Below are 17,707 nucleotides of genomic sequence, written 5' to 3'. Positions count from 1 at the left end.
CACTCCCTCTTCCGGCTCCGGTCCGTGAACGGTGACCAGAGTGGAGGACGCCACTCGAGCGGCGCTGGAGCACCACGTGCGGCAGGCCTCAGGTGGCGCTCCCCGCGAGCACCGGGGCGGCCAGGCCTTGCGGGGTCATGGTGCGGTGTTCGCCGTCCGGGTCCGCGATCGTGAACGAGAGGAGCGAGAACGCCCGCTCGATCACCCGCTGCATCGATGCGTGGTCCGTGGCCGTGCCCTCCACCCAGGCGAGTTCGCCGCTCTGCACGCCGACGGGCAGCCGGGCCCCGGGCAGGTGAGGGATGACGATCCTCTCCACACCGTCCACGGCGAGTGCGTCGCGCAGCCCGTGCACGCGGACATAGCTGCCGCCGCCGGGCGGCAGGGGCACCGCCCTGGCGAACACCACCCGCCGGTCCTCGGCCCGCACCTGTGAGACGTCCTCGCCGAGCGCCACCCGTCCGGCGAGCGTGACCGCGTTGAAGTCGCCCGAAAGACTGGCGAGCTGGTGCTGGAAGCCGCCGAGCCGTCCGTTGACCTCGATGATCCTCGGGCCGTCGGCGGTCAGCTTCAGCTCGGTGTGGGTGATGCCGGTGGTGATGTCCAGTGCGTGCAGGGCGGCGGTCACCACATCCAGCGCCGCCGCACGTTCCGCCGCCGCGAGCGGCGCCGGGCGCAGATGCCCCACCTCGCGGAACGGCGGCTCCAGCGGGAACTTCCCGGTCACCGCCCAGTGCGAGACCCGGCCCCCGGTCACCGCCGACTCCACGGAGATGTGGTCGCCCAGCGGGCCGCAGTCCCGGCCCCGCAGATACTCCTCCAGCACCAGCGCGTTCTCCCCGCCCGCCCCGGACAGCAGCTCTGCGACCAGGGCGGCGCCCCGGTCCGCGTCCTCGACCAGATGGGTGCTGCGGCTGCCCTCGCCGGTCTGCGGCTTGAGCACGGCGGGCAGGCCGACGGCCGCCAGCGCCTGCGCCCAGTCGCCCGGCCGGCGCACCTTGAACGCGCGCACGGAGTCGGCGCCCCGCTCCCGCAGCCGGCGGCGCTGCGCGTACTTGTCGCGCAGCAGCTCCACCGTGGCCGGTGAGTGGTAGGGCAGGCCGAGCCGCCGGGCGATCTCGGCGGTGACCGACAGCCTGGATTCGCTGAAGGTCACGATGGCGTCCGGGGCATGGGCGGCGAGCAGCCGGGCCGACACGTCGTGATCCGTGGCGTCCAGCCGGACGACCGGGGCCAGCTCCTCGGCCAGCGGCGCCACCTCGTCGGCATGGTCGCCGGGCCACAGGGCCAGGACCGGGTCGCCCAAGGAGGCCAGGCCCTCCACGATGTCGAGGAGGAAGGCGGAGCCCCGGTCGTAGACGACGGCGATGACGGGATGCTCAGACATGTTCACGTCCTTGGGGCAGGGTGCGGTCAGGCGGCGGGCTGGTCGGCTTCCTCGGCGTAGCGCACTCCGGAGAGCACGCTCGCCACGGGGGCGCCGGGGACGGTGGACGCGCGCCGGGCGGCGGCCGGGGCCGTCACACCGAACAGCGGCAGCGCCGCGGCGGTTCCGCCCACCTCCGCCTCGATGGAACGGCGGGCCGACCAGCGCTGCCGGGAGAGCCGGAACCGGTCACTGACCACCTGTTCGCCGCGGACCGCGTTGATCTGGCTGCCGTCGGGCTCGAAGCCGAACTTGGCGCACACGGCCTGGGAGGCGTCGTTGCCGCGCCGTACGACGGAGAACGCCTGGTCGGCGCCGAGCCCGGTGAAGGCCAGCTCCAGGGCGGCCGCCCTCGCGTGTCCGCCGAGGCCCTCGCCCTGCCGGCCCAGCGTCAGCCACGACGTCAGCAGTACCTCCCGGGTGACGCCGAAGTCCCGGGCGCCCAGGCTCTGCGAGCCGACCACCTCACCGTCGGCGACCACGACCAGGAAGAGCGTCCAGTCCTCGGGGGCCCAGGTGGCCATGGCGTGCCAGTGGCGCTGCAGGACGCGGCGGGCGACCACCTCGGGGGCCCCGTCCGTCCACTGCGAGAAGAACGGCATGAAGCCGGGGGCGTGGACCCCCTCGGTCGCCCGGTCCGCTAGCGCGTCGAGATCCTCGGGCGTGGGCCAGCGCAGCTCGACGCGCGATGTGCGCACGCTGATCCCGGTGAGCGGCCAGTTGTTCATGATGGGCAGTACCTCGCTTGCTTCGTATCGGGAGTCCGGTCGGCCCGGACCGTCACACGGAGGCCGTGGCCGCTTCGGCGGTGGCCCGGTGCGGGGCGGCGTCGGGATCCGGCGCGCCCGCCGCGGAATCGTCCGCCACTTCGGCCGCCTTCTCCTGCGGCGCCGGCAGGTCCACCCGCAGGCCCAGCACCGTACGCAGCCGCACCGCCACGGCGACGACCGCCAGACAGCCGGCCAGCAGCGCCGCCATCAGGCCGAGGCCGTCCGCCCACGGCAGCAGGGCGCCCGCGAGCGCCGGTCCGGCCACGGAGCCGGTCGAGACGGCAACCGAGAGCAGGGCGTTGACCCGGCCCCTGATGTGCTCGGCAGCCAGGTCGTTCAGCAGCGACGTCACAACCGGGAAGACCAGCGCCTCGCCCACCGAGAGCAGCACCACCCCGGCCATGGCCAGCGCCAGCGCGCTGCCGCCGTGCCGCAGCCCCGCGGCCAGGACCAGCGCCCAGGCCACGGCCCACACCGCGCCGGAGACGGCGAACACCGTGCTGCGGCGGATGCGCTGAATCCGGTCGGCCAGCAGCACCTGGGCGCCCACGGCGACCAGGATGTTGACCGCGAAGGCGCCGGAGATGCCCTCGGGTCCCAGCGCCCCGCCCTGGGTCAGATAGCCCGGCAGACCCGAGCGGAACTGTCCGTACGAGACCAGCGAGCAGACCGCCAGCGCGGCCAGCAGCAGACCGATGTGGCGCTGGGTCAGCACCTCGCGGTAGCCGGCCCGGCGCCGGCCGGTGGCACCCTCCTCGTCCTTCCCGGCCGCCTTGACCACCTTCGGCAGCAGCCAGAACAGTGCCGCGCCGGCCAGCAGGAACGTAGCCCCGTCCGTCAGGTAGAGCACGCTGAACCGGACCGCGCGCGAGCCCGCGTCCATGGACGCCACCAGACCGCCGACCAGTACCCCGAGCCCGGTCATGGCGTTGAACACCGCGTAGTCGGCGGAGTAGGCCAGGCCTCGCTCCCGCGCGGAGGCGGCCCCCGCGTACAGGTAGCGCAGCACCGTGCCGACGCCGCTGATTCCGAAGCCGTACACCAGGGCCGCGGTCAGCGCGGTGTACACACCGGTCGCCTGCGCGTACAGCGCCGTGCCGATGCCCGCGACGGCCATCACCACGGGCACCGTGACGCGCGGCGGGAACCGGTCGAGCAGCGAGCCCCACAACAGCCCGCCGGCCACGGCCGTGCCCGCCTGCACCGCGAGCGTCACGGCGGGCACCCAGGCGGGCAGGCCGCGCACCTCACTGAGGTAGATCCACAGGAACGGCAGGACCAGGCCGCCGCCGAACGAGTTGAGCGCGTTGACGGAGAGGACGACACGGGTGCGCGGGGAGAACTCCCGCAGCGTTGCGAGGGGACTTGCCATCACCGGGCCTCCAGTACGTACAGCCACGAGTGCGGGGTGCCGAACGGCACGACGCGGCGCGGAACCAGACCGGCTCCGGCGAACAGCTCCTCGTACGTCTCCTTGGTGTGCAGCGGAACACCCATGAGCGCGTGGGCCAGTTCGTAGCCGAGGGAGAAGACGGGCAGTGTTGCCGAGTCCTGCGAGTCCGGCCGCAGCATCGTGTCCGCGAAGACGAACGTGCGGGCCGCCGGGAACGCCTCGCGCAACCGGGTGAAGGTGTGCGGCCGGGTCACGGGGTCTGCCAGCAGGTCGTGCAGCAGGAAGAAGCTCATCACCGTGTCGACCTCGGCGAGGGTCTCGCGGTGCGCGGCCCGGTGGCACACGTCCAGCACGTCCGTCCGGATCGCCCGGACCCGGTCGGCCAGGCCCGCCTCGGCGATCGTGCGGTGGCCGAGGTCAGTGGCCGGACCGCTGATGTCCAGGCCGAGTCCCCGGGTGCCGGGGCGCTCGCCGACCACCCGCGAGACCCGGGCGGAGATGCCGCTGCCGAGGTCGGCGAGGACGGAGAAGTCCACATCGGCCAGGACCGAGTCCAGGGTGCCGGCCATGAAGGAGCGGTCGTTCTGACCGGAGCCGAGCGCCACCATCGCCTCGTCGCGCAGCACGTCCGTGCCGAACTCGGCCTCGCCGGCCACGATGCGGTGGGCCTGCGCGAACACCTCGTTGTAACCGCCGACGCCCCAGGTGAAGTACCCGCGCATGCGGATGACCTCCTGGCCGGCTGTGGTCAGCAGCGCGGTGTGGCCGTCGTTCTGGAGCCGGACCCAGCCACAGGTCGCCGCGGCCCGGACCACCTCGCGCAGCTCCCGCTCGCGGACGGCGGGGCCGGTCTCGGCGGCGAGGACGCGAAGGTCGAGCAGCGGGTCGACGGCCAGCCGGTCCCAGACCCCGAGCCGGTCGAGGGCGTTGATGACGGTGCCGGCGACATAGCCGTTGAAGGCCTGGTCCACGCCGATCGGCGCGGGTGCGGCCCCGGCCCAGTCGGCTGGAACGGGCACTGCGGCGGTGAGGTCCTGGGCGGTTTTCATGGCGGTTCCTTTCGTGAGTACGGGTACGGCTACGGGGACGGGGGTGCAGGGATCACGCGTGCGCGGCGGAGGCCGGCCGGAGCGGTGCCCCGGCGAGTTCGCACCATTCGGCGAGCAGTTCGTCGGCCGACGAGGAAGCGGCAACCGGGGCGTAGACGGCCAGCGCCACCGCCCACCCGTCACCCGCAGGCGCGAGGGCGCAGCGGACCAGCGGGACGTCCGCCGCGGCGAACGTGTCCTGCGCGGTGGCGGCCCGCACCCGGCCGGCCGGCGCGACGCCGCTGTCCGGGGCGAGCACCGTCACCGGCACCGGCCGGCCGGAGACGCGGGCGAACCAGCGGCCGCCGGACCGGGTGAAGACGGTGCGCAGGTCCGGGTGACGGTCCTGGAGCGCGGCCAGTGCGGCGTCGGCGGCCGGGGCGCCGGGCACCGGACCGGGCAGGACGGCCGTCGCGCACAGCGTGTGCTCGGCCGCGCTCCCCGAGCGCACCAGGTCGTGGAAGAGCCAGCGCTGCTCGTGCGGGGTGAGCGGGCGCAGTCCGGCCGGGACCGTCGCGGTGACGGAGCCGGAGCGCTGGAAGGGGTACCCGGGCAGCCGCACCCGGCGCCCGCCGCGCCCCAGCGTGCAGTCCACGTCGAAGCCCCGCTCCCAGAGCGTGGCGAAGAGCCTTGCGTACGAGGCCGGGTCGAGGGGGTCGAGGCACAGGACACCGGCTTCGGCGGCGCCGGCACCCAGGCGGACCACCAGCACCTCCCCCTCGGGAGTCTCGGCCTGCGGGGTTCCGGTGGCTGTCGCCGCCGCCCGCAGCGCGTCGGGGAGGGACAGCTCACCGCGGAGCGCCGACGCGGCGGCGGCCGCCGGACCCCGGCCGAGGACCACGTCCGGACGCACCCCGTGCGCGGCCAGCCAGGACGCCGTGCCGTACAGCACCGCCGCCGTATCGGCGGCCTGCGGCAGACCGAGGTCCCCGGCGGTGGCGGACGCCTCGACGGCCTGCGCCAGCGGGGGTGTGCCGGGCGGCGGCGAGCCGTCACCGAGGTCGAGGACCAGGGCGGGCACCGGAGCCGCCCGGCGCGGGCGCGCCGCCGACTCCCGCAGCGCGTCGGCCAGCCCGGCGGCGCTCGTCCCGGTCACCGCGTGCCGGACGGCGAACCGCTCCCGCCCGTGCGCGAGGGTGAGGGCCACGTCGTCGGGGTCCAGTGACGGGTCCGCCGCCAGCCGGTCCGCGAGCCGGACGGCCGCCGCAGCCGCTGTCCGCCCGTCCCGGGCGGACAGCGCCAGTACCCGCAGCGCCTCGGGCCCGGCCGGAAACGTTGTCTCCATCGCGGTGCTCACACCCTCTCCCGTACGTGTTCCTGCACGACCACATGGGCGTTCGTGCCACCGACTCCGAACGAGCTCACCCCTGCCGTGCGCGGCCGGCCGGCCGGGGTGTCCCAGGCCCGTCCCTCCGTCAGCAGGGCGAACCGGCCGCCCTGCCCGGTGAGTTCGTCGATGGGTTCGCTCACATGGGGCGTCGCGGGCAGCACCGCGTGGTGCACGGCGAGCACCGTCTTGATGAGCCCGGCGATCCCCGCGGCCGTGTTGCAGTGCCCGATGGACGCCTTCACGGAGCCGACGGCCACCGGCGGGCCCGAGGTGCCCAGCGCCGCGCCGAGCGCGGTGGCCTCGATCGCGTCGCCGAGCCGGGTGCCGGTCCCGTGGGCCTCCACGTAACCGATGTCGGCCCCGGTGACCCCGGCGGCGGCGACGGCCCGGCGGATCACCCGGGCCTGCCCCTCGATCCCGGGGGCCGAGTAGCCGACCCGCTCGCGGCCGTCGTTGTTGACCGCGCTGCCCCGGATCACCGCGTGGATCGGGTCACCGTCCCGCTCGGCGTCGGAGAGCCGGCGCAGCAGCAGCGCCCCCGCCCCGAACCCGCCGACGGTGCCCGAGGCCCGCCGGTCGAAGGGGCGGCAGACCCCGTCGTCGGCGTACAGCAGGCCGGGCCGGTAGACGTACGAACCGTCGGAATCGCCGTCCAGCGAGACGGCGCCGGCCAGCGCGTAGTCGCTCTCGTGGCGCAGCAGCGCCCGCGCGGCCAGGTGCACGGCGTACAGCCCGGTGGAGCATGCGGTGTCGAGCAGCAGGGCCTCGCCCCACAGGTCGTGCAGATACGCGAAGCGGGACGCCACGAACGTCGGGTCGACGCTGACCACGTCGTCGACGCGGGCCTCGCCGTCGGTGTGGGCGAGCCGGGGGCAGCCCGCGTACAGGCTGGTGCGGTGCGCGATGTCGGACAGCCGCAGGGACGCGTCCTCGACGGCTGCCCACAGCACCTCGTGCAGCACACCGTGCTGGGGGTCGCCCGATTCGACGTCGTCGGCGGTGAGCCCGAGCAGCCCGGCGTCGTACCCCGGGCCGTCGGCGAGCATCCCCCAGCGGGCCACCCGGCGGGTGCCGTCGCCCCGTTCGGTCACCAACGGTCCGGGGCCCTCGGTGAAGCAGTCGCGGCCCGCCGCCAGATTGTCCCAGTAGGCCGCCAGGTCGGGGGCGCCGGCGAACCGGGCGCCCATCCCGATCACGGCGATCGCGTCGTCCTGTTCGCGGACCGTCGCACGGGGTTCCCGTTCCCGCTCGGCGGGCTCCTCGTCGGCGGTCGCGCCGCCGATGAGCCGGGCCTGCGAGCGGACGCTCGTGAACCGCATCAGTTCGGAGACGGACGGGGCGGTGCCGGTGGTCTCCAGCAGCGCGTCCTGGAGCTTGACCAGCAGCAGCGAATGGCCGCCCGCGTCGAAGAAGTTGGTCTCCCGGTCGAAGACGCGGCCCGGCAGCACCTTGCGCCAGGCCTTCAGCACCGCACCGGTGACGCCACCCGCTTCCTGCGGCGGAGCGACCGGTGTTACGGACTGAGCGACCGGCGACGGCGTCGCGGCGTCCGGTGGTGCGGGCAGCCGCTTGCGGTCGATCTTGCCGTTCGGGGTCAGCGGCAGCTCATCGAGTGCCAGCAGGTGCGAGGGCACGGCGAACCGGGGCAGTACGGCGCGCAGATGGGTCCGTACGCTCTCCAGCGCCGACGGACGGTCAAGGACCGTGTAACCGACGATCTGCTTCTCGCCGGCGTCGTCGGCCCGGGTCGTGACGAACGCCCCCCGCACCTGCGGGTGCGCGCGCAGAGCCGCCTCGACCTCGCCCAGCTCGACCCGCTGACTGCGGATCTTGACCTGGTTGTCGGCGCGGCCGATGAACTCCAGCTGCCCGTCGGCCGCCCACCGCACCCGGTCCCCGGTGCGGTACAGCCGCGCCCCCGGCTCGTCGCCGAAGGGATCGGGCACGAAGCGCTCCGCGGTGCCGCGCGGATCACCGAGATAGCCCCGGGCCACGCCCGAGCCGCCGAGCACCAGCTCACCGGGCACGTACACCGGCGCGGGGACCAGCGTGCCCTCCAGGACCACATGGAGCCGGGTGCCCGGCACCGCACGGCCGATCGGCACGGTACGCGCGCCCTGCGGCACCTCGTCGACGGGGTGCCAGGAAGAGGTGAAGGAGTTCTCCGTCGGCCCGTAGCTGTGCAGCAGAGTGCCCGGACGCGCCCAGCGCAGGGCCTTGCGGATGTGCGGTACGGAGATGATCTCGCCGCCGAAGTAGACGCGGCGCAGCGACTGGAGCAGGTCGGGGGTGTCCTCGACCAGCCGGTTCAGCAGCGGAGTGGTGACCAGCAGGGTGGTCACCCCGTGCGCGCGGACGGCGGTGCGCAGCTCGCGTGGGCTGAGGACGAGTTCCTTGTCGAGCACGACCAGCTTCGCGCCGTGCGTCAGCGCGCCCCAGATCTCGTACGTCGCGCCGTCGAAGTTCAGGGGGGACAGGTGCGAGACGGCGTCGTCGGGGCCCAGCGGCACGAATTCGGGGCGGTGCATCATCCGCAGCACCCCGCCGTGCGGCAGCACGACCCCTTTGGGACGGCCCGTGGAGCCGGAGGTGTAGAGCACGTTGAAGGCCGTCTCGGGCCCGGCCGAGGTGGCCGGCGCCGACACCGGCAGCGGCCTGGCCGCCGCCCGGACCGCCTCCGGGGTGTGCACGGGCAGCCCGGTGACCCGGTGCTCCTCGTCCGGCTCGGCGATCAGGAGCCGGGGGCGGGCGTCGGAGACCACCAGCTCCAGCTGGGCGTCGGGGTAGGCGGGGTCGAGCGGCAGGTACGCGGCCCCGGCCAGCCCCACCGCGAGCATGGTGGTGACGGTGGCCGGGCCCGGACGCAGCAGGAGCGCCACGACATCGTCGGTGCGCACCCCCTGGATACGCAGCCAGTGCGCCATCCGCACGGCGTCCCGCACCAGTTCGCCGTAGCTCAGCAGGGCCCCGTTGTGCACGACGGCGGGGGCGCCGGGGGCGCGGCGCGCCTGCTCCAGCACCAGCTCCGGCACGGTGGCCGCGGTCACCGGCGCGCCCGGGGCGCCGGCCTGCGGCGCCGCCGCGAGGGAGGCCAGCAGCCCCCGGCAGGTGATGCCCGGCCGGGACGCCACCGCCAGCATCCGGTCGATCTGCTCCGCCATCAGCTCGGCCGTGGCGGGCGCGTACAGGTCCTGGTCGTAGTCGATGCGCAGCACGAGCCGGTCCGGGGCCTCCACGGCCGCGAACGCCAGGTCGTACTTGGCTGCCGCGCTCTCCGGATGCAGCAGCCGCACCTCGGCGCCCGGCACCTGCCAGGCCGATGCGGGCTGCGGCTGGTGCAGGAAGACCGCCGCGTGGGCGGGGGCGCTGCCGGGGGGCAGGTCGCCCGAATCCGCGTGCGCCTCCATGGACAGGAGGACCTGCTCGCCGAGCGCGGCCGCGTAGTCCGCGAAGGGGCGGGCCGCCTCGTGCACGGAACGCACGGGCAGGACACGGGTGAACAGGCCGACGGCATCGTCCTGGCCCGCCTCGTGCCGTCCGGCGAACGGCATGCCGAGCACACCGTCGTCCTCCCCGGACCAGGCGTGCAGCAGCAGGCTCCACACCGCGAGCAGGACCATCGCCGGGCTGACGCCCTCGCGGGCGGCGAGCGACCGCACCTCGGCGAGCCTGCCGCTGTCCAGCTCGCGCTCGGTCCAGCCCGCCGGGCCGCGCATCGCGTCCTCGGCGCGCAACCGGTCCGGAAGCGGGGCCAGCCGCGCGGGCTCGCCGTCCAGCAGCGTCGTCCAGTACGGGTCGGGGGCCGCCGCCACAGGCTGCGGCTCGGGCACGGGCACCTGTACGAAGCGGGGGTCGCGGCCGGTGTGCCGGGCCCGGTAGGCGGTGATCAGGTCCTCGGCGAGCACCTCGGCGGACCGGCCGTCCGCCACGAGGTGATGCACCGTCACCGTGACCAGGGCCCCGTCGTCGAACCGGAGCGCCTCGACCCGCAGCAGCGGCGCGGTGCCCGGGTCCAGCGGGCGGGCCGAGGCCTGGGCGGCGTCGGCGAGCGCCGCCTCGCGGTCGTACCCGCCAGGACGCACGGCGATGTGCAGCGGCGCCGCCACGCCGGGCTCCGCGGTGTGGCGCAGCGTGCCCCCCACCGTTTCGAACCGTCCGGCCGGCGCGGGGTGGCGCGCCAGCACATCGGCCAGGGCCGCGCGCAGCGCCGCGTCGTCGAGGCCGCCGCGGAACTCCAGGCAGACGGGGATGTTGTAACGGCCGGACTCGGGCTCACAGCGGTCGGCCAGCCAGATCTCCAGCTGCGCGGAGGAGGCCGCGGTCACGCCCCTGCCCCCGCACGCGTTCCGGGGCCACCGCTGACCGGGGCGGCCCCGGCGAGGAAGGCGGCCAGCTCGGTCACGGTCGGGTGCGCGAAGAACTGGCGTACCGTCAGGGGCGCCCCCAGCTCCCGCTTGAGCGTGCGCACGATCCGCAGCGCGCACATCGAGTGACCGCCGACCAGGAAGAAGTTCTCCTCGTCGTGGAACTCGTCGTGGCCCAGGCTCTCGGTCCAGGCGGTGCGCACCAGCGACGCCAGCTCGCTCGTCGCACCGTCGGTGGGTAGCGCCGATGTCATGGGGAGACTCCTTACGTGGTCAGGACGCCGCGTCAGCGGGGACGGGTGGGACGAAACGGCGGTAGGTGGCATCCACGGCGTCCCAGAGCTGGGGGAAGAGGGTGCGCTCGGACATCCTGATGAGGCTGACGGTGGACTCCCCGCGCAGACTCGTGGGCAGTACGGGGCAGCTCCCGCCGGCCACGGAGTGCGGCTCGGCCTCGGGGTGCCCGCCCAACTGGCCCCACACCATGCGCAGATGGAGCTGCTTCCAGTCCGCGACGGCCCCGTCCAGCCGGATCAGGCCCTGCCGCACCAGCGCGAGATCGGCCGCGGCCCGCTCGTCGCCGGCCGGCGCCGCGAGCCTGCCCTGCGCCGTGATCAGGTCCTCCGAGGTGAGACCGGCGCGCTCCAGCGCCCGGGTGAAGGCCCGCCACAGGGGCTGCGCCGCACGGCGCAGATTGCGCGCCCCGGGGGAGTCCAGCCCCGTGGTGTTCTCGGGGAAGGTGTCACGCATGGTGAGCAGGCCGGTCTGCGGCAGGAATTCCACCAGGGTGTCCAGCGCCTGCACCGGTATGCGTCCCAGCGAGGCGGCACGCTCCAGCACCTGCGTGGCCAGCAGCGGGTCGCCGTCGTCCAGCAGGGTCACCGCACGGCCCATCTCGAAGTGCATCGCGGCCCACGCGTACTCGGTGATCAGGTGCACGGACTGGAACAGCCGCTGGTCGGGGTGGACGAGCTGGTCCTCCGGGAGGAGGGCGGACAGTGCCGTGGTGAGCCGGGTGTCCTGCTCGTAGTTGCTGCCCCGGTCGTACTCGTAGACGAGCTGCGGATCTGCGGCGTCCGGGTTCAGTGCGCGGCGGGCGGTACCCGGACGTCCGGTTGTGGCTCTCTTGCTCATGGGCTTCGGTGTCCTCCGGTTCGCTGATCGTGGTCAGCCGACGGCCGGCTGCTGTTCCATGGCGGGGAACAGCCGCTGGGAGATCACCGACGCCAGATACGGCACACCCTCCGTGGAACCGGTGCCGCTCCTGGTGCCGATCATCCGTACGGCCAGCCGGTAGTGGGTCTGCTTCCATCGCTGGTGCACCCCCTCCAGCTGAAGGGCGGCAGCCCGCAGGACCGCGGCGTCCGGCTCCGGGAGCCATCCACTGGAGATCACGTTCTCCCAGGTGCCCTGGACGGTCTCCCGGCCGGCCAGCACTTCGCTTCGCACGTCAGGAACAGAGAGGAACGCGAACGAGTCCAGCCTCGCTCGAGCCGGGGTGGAACAGTACGACTCGAAGGTCTTGTAACCCTCGGACTGGATGGCGCTCGCACCCTCCGTGAACTGCCGGAACAGCTGGAACGACTCGGGCTGCATGGTGGCGAGCAACGAGAACAGCGGCAGCGACTCGCGCAGTACGTCGGTGACCGCGGCGACCAACGCGGCTGCGTCGCCCGGCTGTTCGCCGCGCAGGGTGCGCACCGCCTCGTCCAGCGTGGCCGACATGAAGGCGAAGGTGGTCTCGAAGGACTGGAGCACGCGCAGGAACAGGTACTCGTCGTGCAGCACGTACACGGGCTGAAGGCTGGTGCGCAGCATCAGCCGTTCCCCGGCGGTGACGGTGGCCAGCACGGCGTCCGCGAGCTCGCCGGCCGGAGTGCGGCCCGGTGTCGCGGCGACGACGACGGGGTCGACGGCCCCGTCCAGCACGCGCAGCGCGGCCGGTTCCATGACCCTGGCCGCGAGCCGCAGCCGCTTGTTCAGGAGCGGTTCGCCCGGGAGCATCCCCTGCGGGTCGCGGGGGGCGCCCTCCAGCACGTCGCGTTCGAAGCCGATCAGGTCGGCGAGCAGCATCAGCACCGTGCGGTCGCGGTGCCGGCGCAGCACCTCCCAGCCCGACCGGCTGTCGGGCGCGCCCCGCCGCAACAGCGCCAGCGCCGTGTAGCTGGGGTAGTCGTAACGGTCGTCGAACTTGTCCAGGAGGACGTCGAGGAAGGGCCCGGCGAAGGTGTCCGGGATGTCTTCGCCGCCGCCGGATGACGCCTCGGTGAACACGGTGCGGCACTCCGAGAGCAGCGTCAGGAGCTCCTCGTCGAGGAAGTGCTTGCCCACGGCGCGCAGCCGGTCGATGACGCCGGCGTACGGGAAGTCGCCCGCCCCTGCGGAACTGCACCAGTCGGAGAGTTCGTGCGACAGCGGTGCGTCGGTCTCTTCCATCTCGATTCTCCTTGGGCCCCGGCGATGGATGGTTCGAGGCTCGCTGGAGGCCCTGGAAGAACGCTCAAGTCTCGCTCCACACCGGTGGCGGTCGCCGGGCGCCGGCACCGGACGCGAGGAGCCGCCGGCGCCCGGCGAAGCCGCGTTCTCCCCGTCGAGGCGGCCTCTCGCGCGGGTATGTGTGGGCGCCGGGGGCGGTTTCCGGCCCACTGCCACGGGAATGCAATCGCGTGGATGTAACGCCCGTGCAGGCGCGCCACCTCGCACCGAAGAGGGATTCGAAGTCATGCGTTCAAGAAGCGCATGACGGTTGCTAGAGCCCTGACGGAACGAGGTTGACTGGATTCCATTGGATGTCGAAGATTAAACCGCCCAATCGGATGACATCGCTATGGAAGGTCCCATGAGCCTGCCCGAACATTGGTGGAGTAAAAGTCAGAGTTATGTCTCCGATATCCTTTCGCTGCTCGCAGCCGCACCGGATCGGGATGCCGCCTATTGGCGTGGTAAGACCTTCTCCGGCAGTGATCTGATTCGGTCCGTCACTGAAACGTTCCTTGCGCTGCGCAATAGCGGAGTGGGCAGGGGGGACATGGTCGCGATTCTGGTCGCGCCCAACAGCCCCGAGATGCTCACCGCGCGGTACGCGACGCATCTGCTCGGCGGCGCCGTGTCCTATCTGCGCACGACCAACCCCGGCACCAGGGCGACGGTCCTCCCGCTGGACCACCAGATCCAGATCCTGCGCGAGACCGAAGCCGTGACCATCTACGCCGATGCCGAAGGCTCGGAGCGCGCGGCGGAGCTCGCTGCCGGCAGCGGGATCCCGGTGACACGGGTTGCGCACGCGGAGCACGACGGGGCAGGCCGGACCGAGGGCGCCGGTACCCCGGAAGCCGTGTCGTGGGAGCCGGGCGCGCCGGCCTTCATCGGCTTCACCAGCGGCAGCACGGGACGGCCCAAGGGCATCCGGCTGTCGGGCGGTGCGTGGGAAGCCACCCTGAGCGCCTGGATGGAGCTCGGCCGTGAGGCCGACTGCGCGACGATACTGGTGTCGACCCCGCTGAGCCACGGCGTCGCACCGCTGGCGGACGCGGTCCTCGCGCTGGGCGGAGCGCTGTACCTCCACGAGACCTTCGACGCCGAGAAGTTCGCGCAGACCGTCTCGGAGTCGAAGGACGTCACGTGGACGTTCATGGCGTCGAACCACGTGTTCCAGCTCATCGACCACCTGGTCGAGCGCGGAATCCGTGACCCCGAAGCCGTGGCAGCCGCAGGCCTTTCCTCACTGAAGCGGATTGTCTACGGCGGCAGCCCCGCGGCCCCCGCACGAATTGCCCAGGCCTTCCGGATCTTCGGCCCTGTCCTGTGGCAGGGGTACGCCGCGACCGAATGCGGTCGAATCACGACCCTCACACCCCCGGAGCACGGCGACCCGGATCTCACGGCAACCGTCGGGCGGCCCTTCCCGTATGTCGAGATCGCCGTCCGCAACCCGGAAACGGGCGCGCCGCTGACGGCCGGCGAAACCGGCGAGGTTCACGTCAAGTCTCCTCAGATGATGGACGGCTATCACCGGGACCCGGAATTGACGGCACGAGTTCTTCGTGACGGCTGGTATTCCACCGGAGACATCGGATTCATCGACGAGCGAGGCTATCTGACGCTCATGGGCCGGGTCGCCCATGTCATCAAGGTGGGCGGCGTCAAGGTGCATCCCATCGTTCTCGAGGCGGAAATCCTTTCCCACCCGGGCGTCCGGCATGCCGCCGTATACAGCGTCCGGGACGAGGACGGAAGCGAGCACATCCACGCCGCGATCGAATGCGATCCGGCCGAGGTGGTCGAAGTGGAAGACATCCGCTCGGGAATCACCGAGGCACTGTCCCCGATTCACGTGCCCGAGAAGATACACGTCTTGAGCGTGCTGCCGATGAACAGCAACGGCAAGCCCGACAAGGAGCTCCTGAAGTCGCAGTTTTCCTAGTGCCGCTCCCGGCACCGGCGACCTCGTGTGCAGGCCAGTCCCATCGCTAAGTCGAGAAGGCGAGTAAATGAACGTTCACCTGGCATCCTATCTGAGTGGCAAAACCGCCGGCGATCTCGCGGAGAGCAAGCGCGAGTTCCTGGAGATCGGCCGTCGTTCCGGTCACTACCCCATGGCCTCTGCCCGGCGTGACGGGGTGGATTCGGAAGTAAACGTCTGGTGCAGCAACGACTACCTGGGCATGGGGCAGAACCGGCAGGTCATCGAGGCGATGCAGGCCGCGATAGAGACCCATGGCGCAGGCTCCGGAGGATCCCGGAACATCGGCGGGACCAACCACCACCACGTCCGTCTGGAGAACGAACTGGCGGATCTGCACGGCAAGGAGGCCGCGCTCCTCTTCACCTCCGGCTACACCGCCAACGAAGGCGCCCTCACCGTGCTGGCGGGGATGCCCAAGGACACCGTCGTGTTCTCCGACGCGAAGAACCACGCCTCGATCATCGACGGACTCCGCCACAGCGGCGCGCAGAAGCACGTCTTCCGGCACAACGACGTCGCCCACCTGGAGGAGCTGATCGCGGCGGCTCCCGCCGACTGCCCGAAGTTCATCGTCGTGGAGTCGGTCTACTCCATGTCGGGCAACGTCGCGCCGCTCGCCGAGATCGCCGACATCGCCGACAAGTACGGTGCCACCACCTTCATCGACGAGGTCCACGCGGTCGGCATGTACGGTCCGCAGGGCGCCGGCATCGCCGCGCGGGAAGGCATCCGCGATCGCTTCACGGTCGTCATGGGCACCCTGGCCAAGGGCTTCGGAACGGTCGGCGGCTACATCGCGGGCCCGGCGGCCCTCGTGGACGCGGTGCGGACCTACGCGCGCTCGTTCGTCTTCACCACCTCGCTGCCGCCGGCGGTCGCTGCCGCCGCGCTGGCGTCGGTCCGCTACCTGCGGTCCTCCGACGTCGAGCGCAAGCTCCTCTCGGAGAACGCGCAGCTTCTGCACAGCCTCCTGATCGACGCCGACATCCCGTTCGTCTCCACGGACTCCCACATCATCGCCGCCTTCGTCGGTGACGACGAGCTGTGCAAGCGGGCGTCCCAGCTGCTGTTCGAGCGGCACGGGATCTACGTCCAGTCCATCAACGCCCCGAGCGTGCCCGCGGGCGAGGAGATCCTGCGGATCGCTCCGTCCGCCGTGCACAGCCAGAGCGACGTCGAGAGCTTCGCCCAGGCCCTTCGGGGAATCTGGGAGGAGCTGAGCATTCCGACCGCGAGTGCCCGGGACTGGTTCGAGTCCGAGCTCTGCGGTGCCGGCATCCGCACCGAGGCGAAAGCCGGAGCGCTGGTGTAATGACAATGTCAGTCGTCGGCGTACTGGCCGGCACGGCGGAGCGGCGTCCCGAACACCCGGCCGTTGTCCACGAGTCCGAGCACTACACGTACGGGTGGCTGTGGGACCAGGCCCGCCGCTACGCCTCGGTGCTGCGTGACAACGGCGTACGGCCGGGGGACCGGGTCGCCATGCTGCTGGTCGACACCCCGCAGTTTCCCGTCGTGTACTTCGGCGTGCTGGCGGCCGGTGCCGTCGCGATCCCGCTGAACGTCATGGCGACGGCGGCGGAGATCGACCACGTACTGGCCGACGCCGACGCCCGATACCTGGTGTGCGCCGCCTCCTTGCTCGACCGGGCGAGCGAGGCGGCGGAGCGGCGCGGCACCGTGCTCCTGAGCGTCGGTCCGGGCCCTGCGGGCACGCTCGACCTGGAGCACGAGGCACAGGGCACGGCGCCGATCGACGAAGCCGTCGTGCCGGAACCCGACGACGTCGCGGTCGTGTTCTACACGTCCGGTACGACGGGTGAGCCGAAGGGCGTGATGCTCACCCACCGGAACATTCTGTACAACGTCGAGAGGATGGTCACCACTCCGTATGCGTTCCGGGGTGACGACGTCCTGCTCGGGTGCCTGCCGCTGGCGCACGCCTTCGGCCAGATCTGCGCCATGCTGACCGGCTTCCGCGCCGGCATCTCCCTCGTCATGATGCCCAGGTTCACCGGCCGAAAGGCCCTTGAACTGATGACGGAACACCGGTGCACGGTGTTCATGGGCGTGCCGACCATGTACTCCAAGCTGCTCGATGCGGTGGCCGAGGGAGGGCAGGTCCCTCGGCTCGACCGCGTGTACAGCGGGGGATCGGCCCTTCCCGCCAAGACCCTCGAAGCGGTCCGGAGCACGTTCGGATGCCCGGTGTACGAGGGCTACGGGATGACCGAGACCTCCTGCAGCGTCGCCTACCACTACCCCGGCCTCACGTTTCGCCCCGGAACGGTCGGTGTTCCCATCACCGGCATCACCGTCGGCACGGCCCGGCCGAACGCCGACGGGATCGAGCTCCTGCCCGTCGGCGAGGTGGGCGAGATCGTGGTGCGGGCCCAGAGCGTCATGGCCGGATACCTCGGCCGCCCGGACCTCACCGCCGAGGCGGTGAAGGACGGTTGGTTCCGCACCGGCGATCTCGGCACGCTGGACGGCGACGGCTACCTCTCGGTCGTGGGCCGCAAGAAGGACCTCATTCTGCGCGGCGGCTACAACGTCTATCCGCGCGAGATCGAGGAGATCCTCGTCAGGCACCCGGCCGTCGCACAGGTCGCGGTCATCGGTGTTCCGCACCCCGTGCTCGGTGAGGAGGTCTGGGCGGTCGTCGTGCCTTCCCGGCCGGCGGACATCACCCCCGGATCCGGCGAGGAGATCACCGAATGGGGGCGGCAGCGTCTCGCCGCATATAAGTACCCTCGGCGAGTCGAATTCGTCGACGCCCTCCCGCTGGGATCCAGCGGAAAAGTTCTCAAACGAACACTCGTGGCGAAATACGAGAAGCATTCTCCGCAGACAGCGGCATGAATTGGCGTA

The 17,707-nt window shown here is 72.2% G+C and carries 12 protein-coding genes; 3 read left to right on the top strand and 9 right to left on the bottom strand.

The genetic code is table 11. The features are described from left to right. Window positions 1–88: 88 nt before the first annotated feature. From EDD93_RS38790 to EDD93_RS38750, 9 genes are read right to left on the bottom strand one after another with little or no spacing between them, the layout of a single operon-like run. Window positions 89–1,387 carry a hypothetical protein gene (locus EDD93_RS38790; RefSeq protein ID WP_123531746.1) on the bottom strand — a complete coding sequence of 433 codons (1,299 nt, stop codon included), beginning with the start codon at window positions 1,385–1,387 and terminating at the stop codon, window positions 89–91. A 26-nt stretch (window positions 1,388–1,413) separates the two neighbouring features. Further along, window positions 1,414–2,154, bottom strand: a complete 741-nt coding sequence (locus EDD93_RS38785; protein WP_221217395.1) for a GNAT family N-acetyltransferase — start codon at window positions 2,152–2,154, stop codon at window positions 1,414–1,416. 52 nt (window positions 2,155–2,206) lie between these two features. After that, window positions 2,207–3,568 (bottom strand): MFS transporter, encoded by a 1,362-nt coding sequence (locus tag EDD93_RS38780; RefSeq protein WP_123531742.1) that lies wholly within the window; start codon window positions 3,566–3,568, stop codon window positions 2,207–2,209. Beyond that, window positions 3,568–4,638 (bottom strand): SAM-dependent methyltransferase, encoded by a 1,071-nt coding sequence (locus EDD93_RS38775; protein WP_123531740.1) that lies wholly within the window; start codon window positions 4,636–4,638, stop codon window positions 3,568–3,570. The genes EDD93_RS38780 and EDD93_RS38775 overlap by 1 nt, the downstream gene beginning before the upstream one ends. Window positions 4,639–4,690: 52 nt before the next feature. Next, window positions 4,691–5,962, bottom strand: coding sequence for a hypothetical protein (locus EDD93_RS38770; RefSeq protein ID WP_148083934.1), 1,272 nt, complete (start codon window positions 5,960–5,962; stop codon window positions 4,691–4,693). Window positions 5,963–5,970: 8 nt separating this feature from the next. Continuing rightward, window positions 5,971–10,332, bottom strand: a complete 4,362-nt coding sequence (locus EDD93_RS38765) for a non-ribosomal peptide synthetase (protein WP_185092671.1) — start codon at window positions 10,330–10,332, stop codon at window positions 5,971–5,973. Then, on the bottom strand, window positions 10,329–10,625 hold the full coding sequence (locus tag EDD93_RS38760; RefSeq protein ID WP_185092670.1) for an acyl carrier protein: 297 nt from the start codon (window positions 10,623–10,625) through the stop codon (window positions 10,329–10,331). The genes EDD93_RS38765 and EDD93_RS38760 overlap by 4 nt, the downstream gene beginning before the upstream one ends. A 19-nt stretch (window positions 10,626–10,644) precedes the next feature. Beyond that, on the bottom strand, window positions 10,645–11,505 hold the full coding sequence (locus EDD93_RS38755) for a hypothetical protein (protein WP_123531734.1): 861 nt from the start codon (window positions 11,503–11,505) through the stop codon (window positions 10,645–10,647). 33 nt (window positions 11,506–11,538) lie between these two features. Next, window positions 11,539–12,807, bottom strand: a complete 1,269-nt coding sequence (locus EDD93_RS38750) for a hypothetical protein (protein WP_123531732.1) — start codon at window positions 12,805–12,807, stop codon at window positions 11,539–11,541. A 403-nt stretch (window positions 12,808–13,210) separates the two neighbouring features. Here EDD93_RS38750 and EDD93_RS38745 point away from each other — a divergent pair, with 403 nt between their 5' ends. The 3 genes from EDD93_RS38745 (at window position 13,211) to EDD93_RS38735 (ending at window position 17,698) form a co-directional block, all read left to right on the top strand. Then, complete coding sequence (locus tag EDD93_RS38745) at window positions 13,211–14,794, top strand: class I adenylate-forming enzyme family protein (RefSeq protein ID WP_123531730.1); 1,584 nt, start codon at window positions 13,211–13,213, stop codon at window positions 14,792–14,794. A gap of 67 nt (window positions 14,795–14,861) precedes the next feature. After that, window positions 14,862–16,148, top strand: coding sequence for a 5-aminolevulinate synthase (hemA, locus tag EDD93_RS38740; protein WP_123531728.1), 1,287 nt, complete (start codon window positions 14,862–14,864; stop codon window positions 16,146–16,148). Next, window positions 16,148–17,698 (top strand): long-chain fatty acid--CoA ligase, encoded by a 1,551-nt coding sequence (locus tag EDD93_RS38735; protein WP_123531726.1) that lies wholly within the window; start codon window positions 16,148–16,150, stop codon window positions 17,696–17,698. The genes hemA and EDD93_RS38735 overlap by 1 nt, the downstream gene beginning before the upstream one ends. Window positions 17,699–17,707 lie beyond the last annotated feature (9 nt).

The organism is Streptomyces sp. 840.1 (genome assembly GCF_003751445.1).
GTDB lineage: Bacteria > Actinomycetota > Actinomycetes > Streptomycetales > Streptomycetaceae > Streptomyces.
This window is presented reverse-complemented; position numbering and strand designations above follow the sequence as displayed.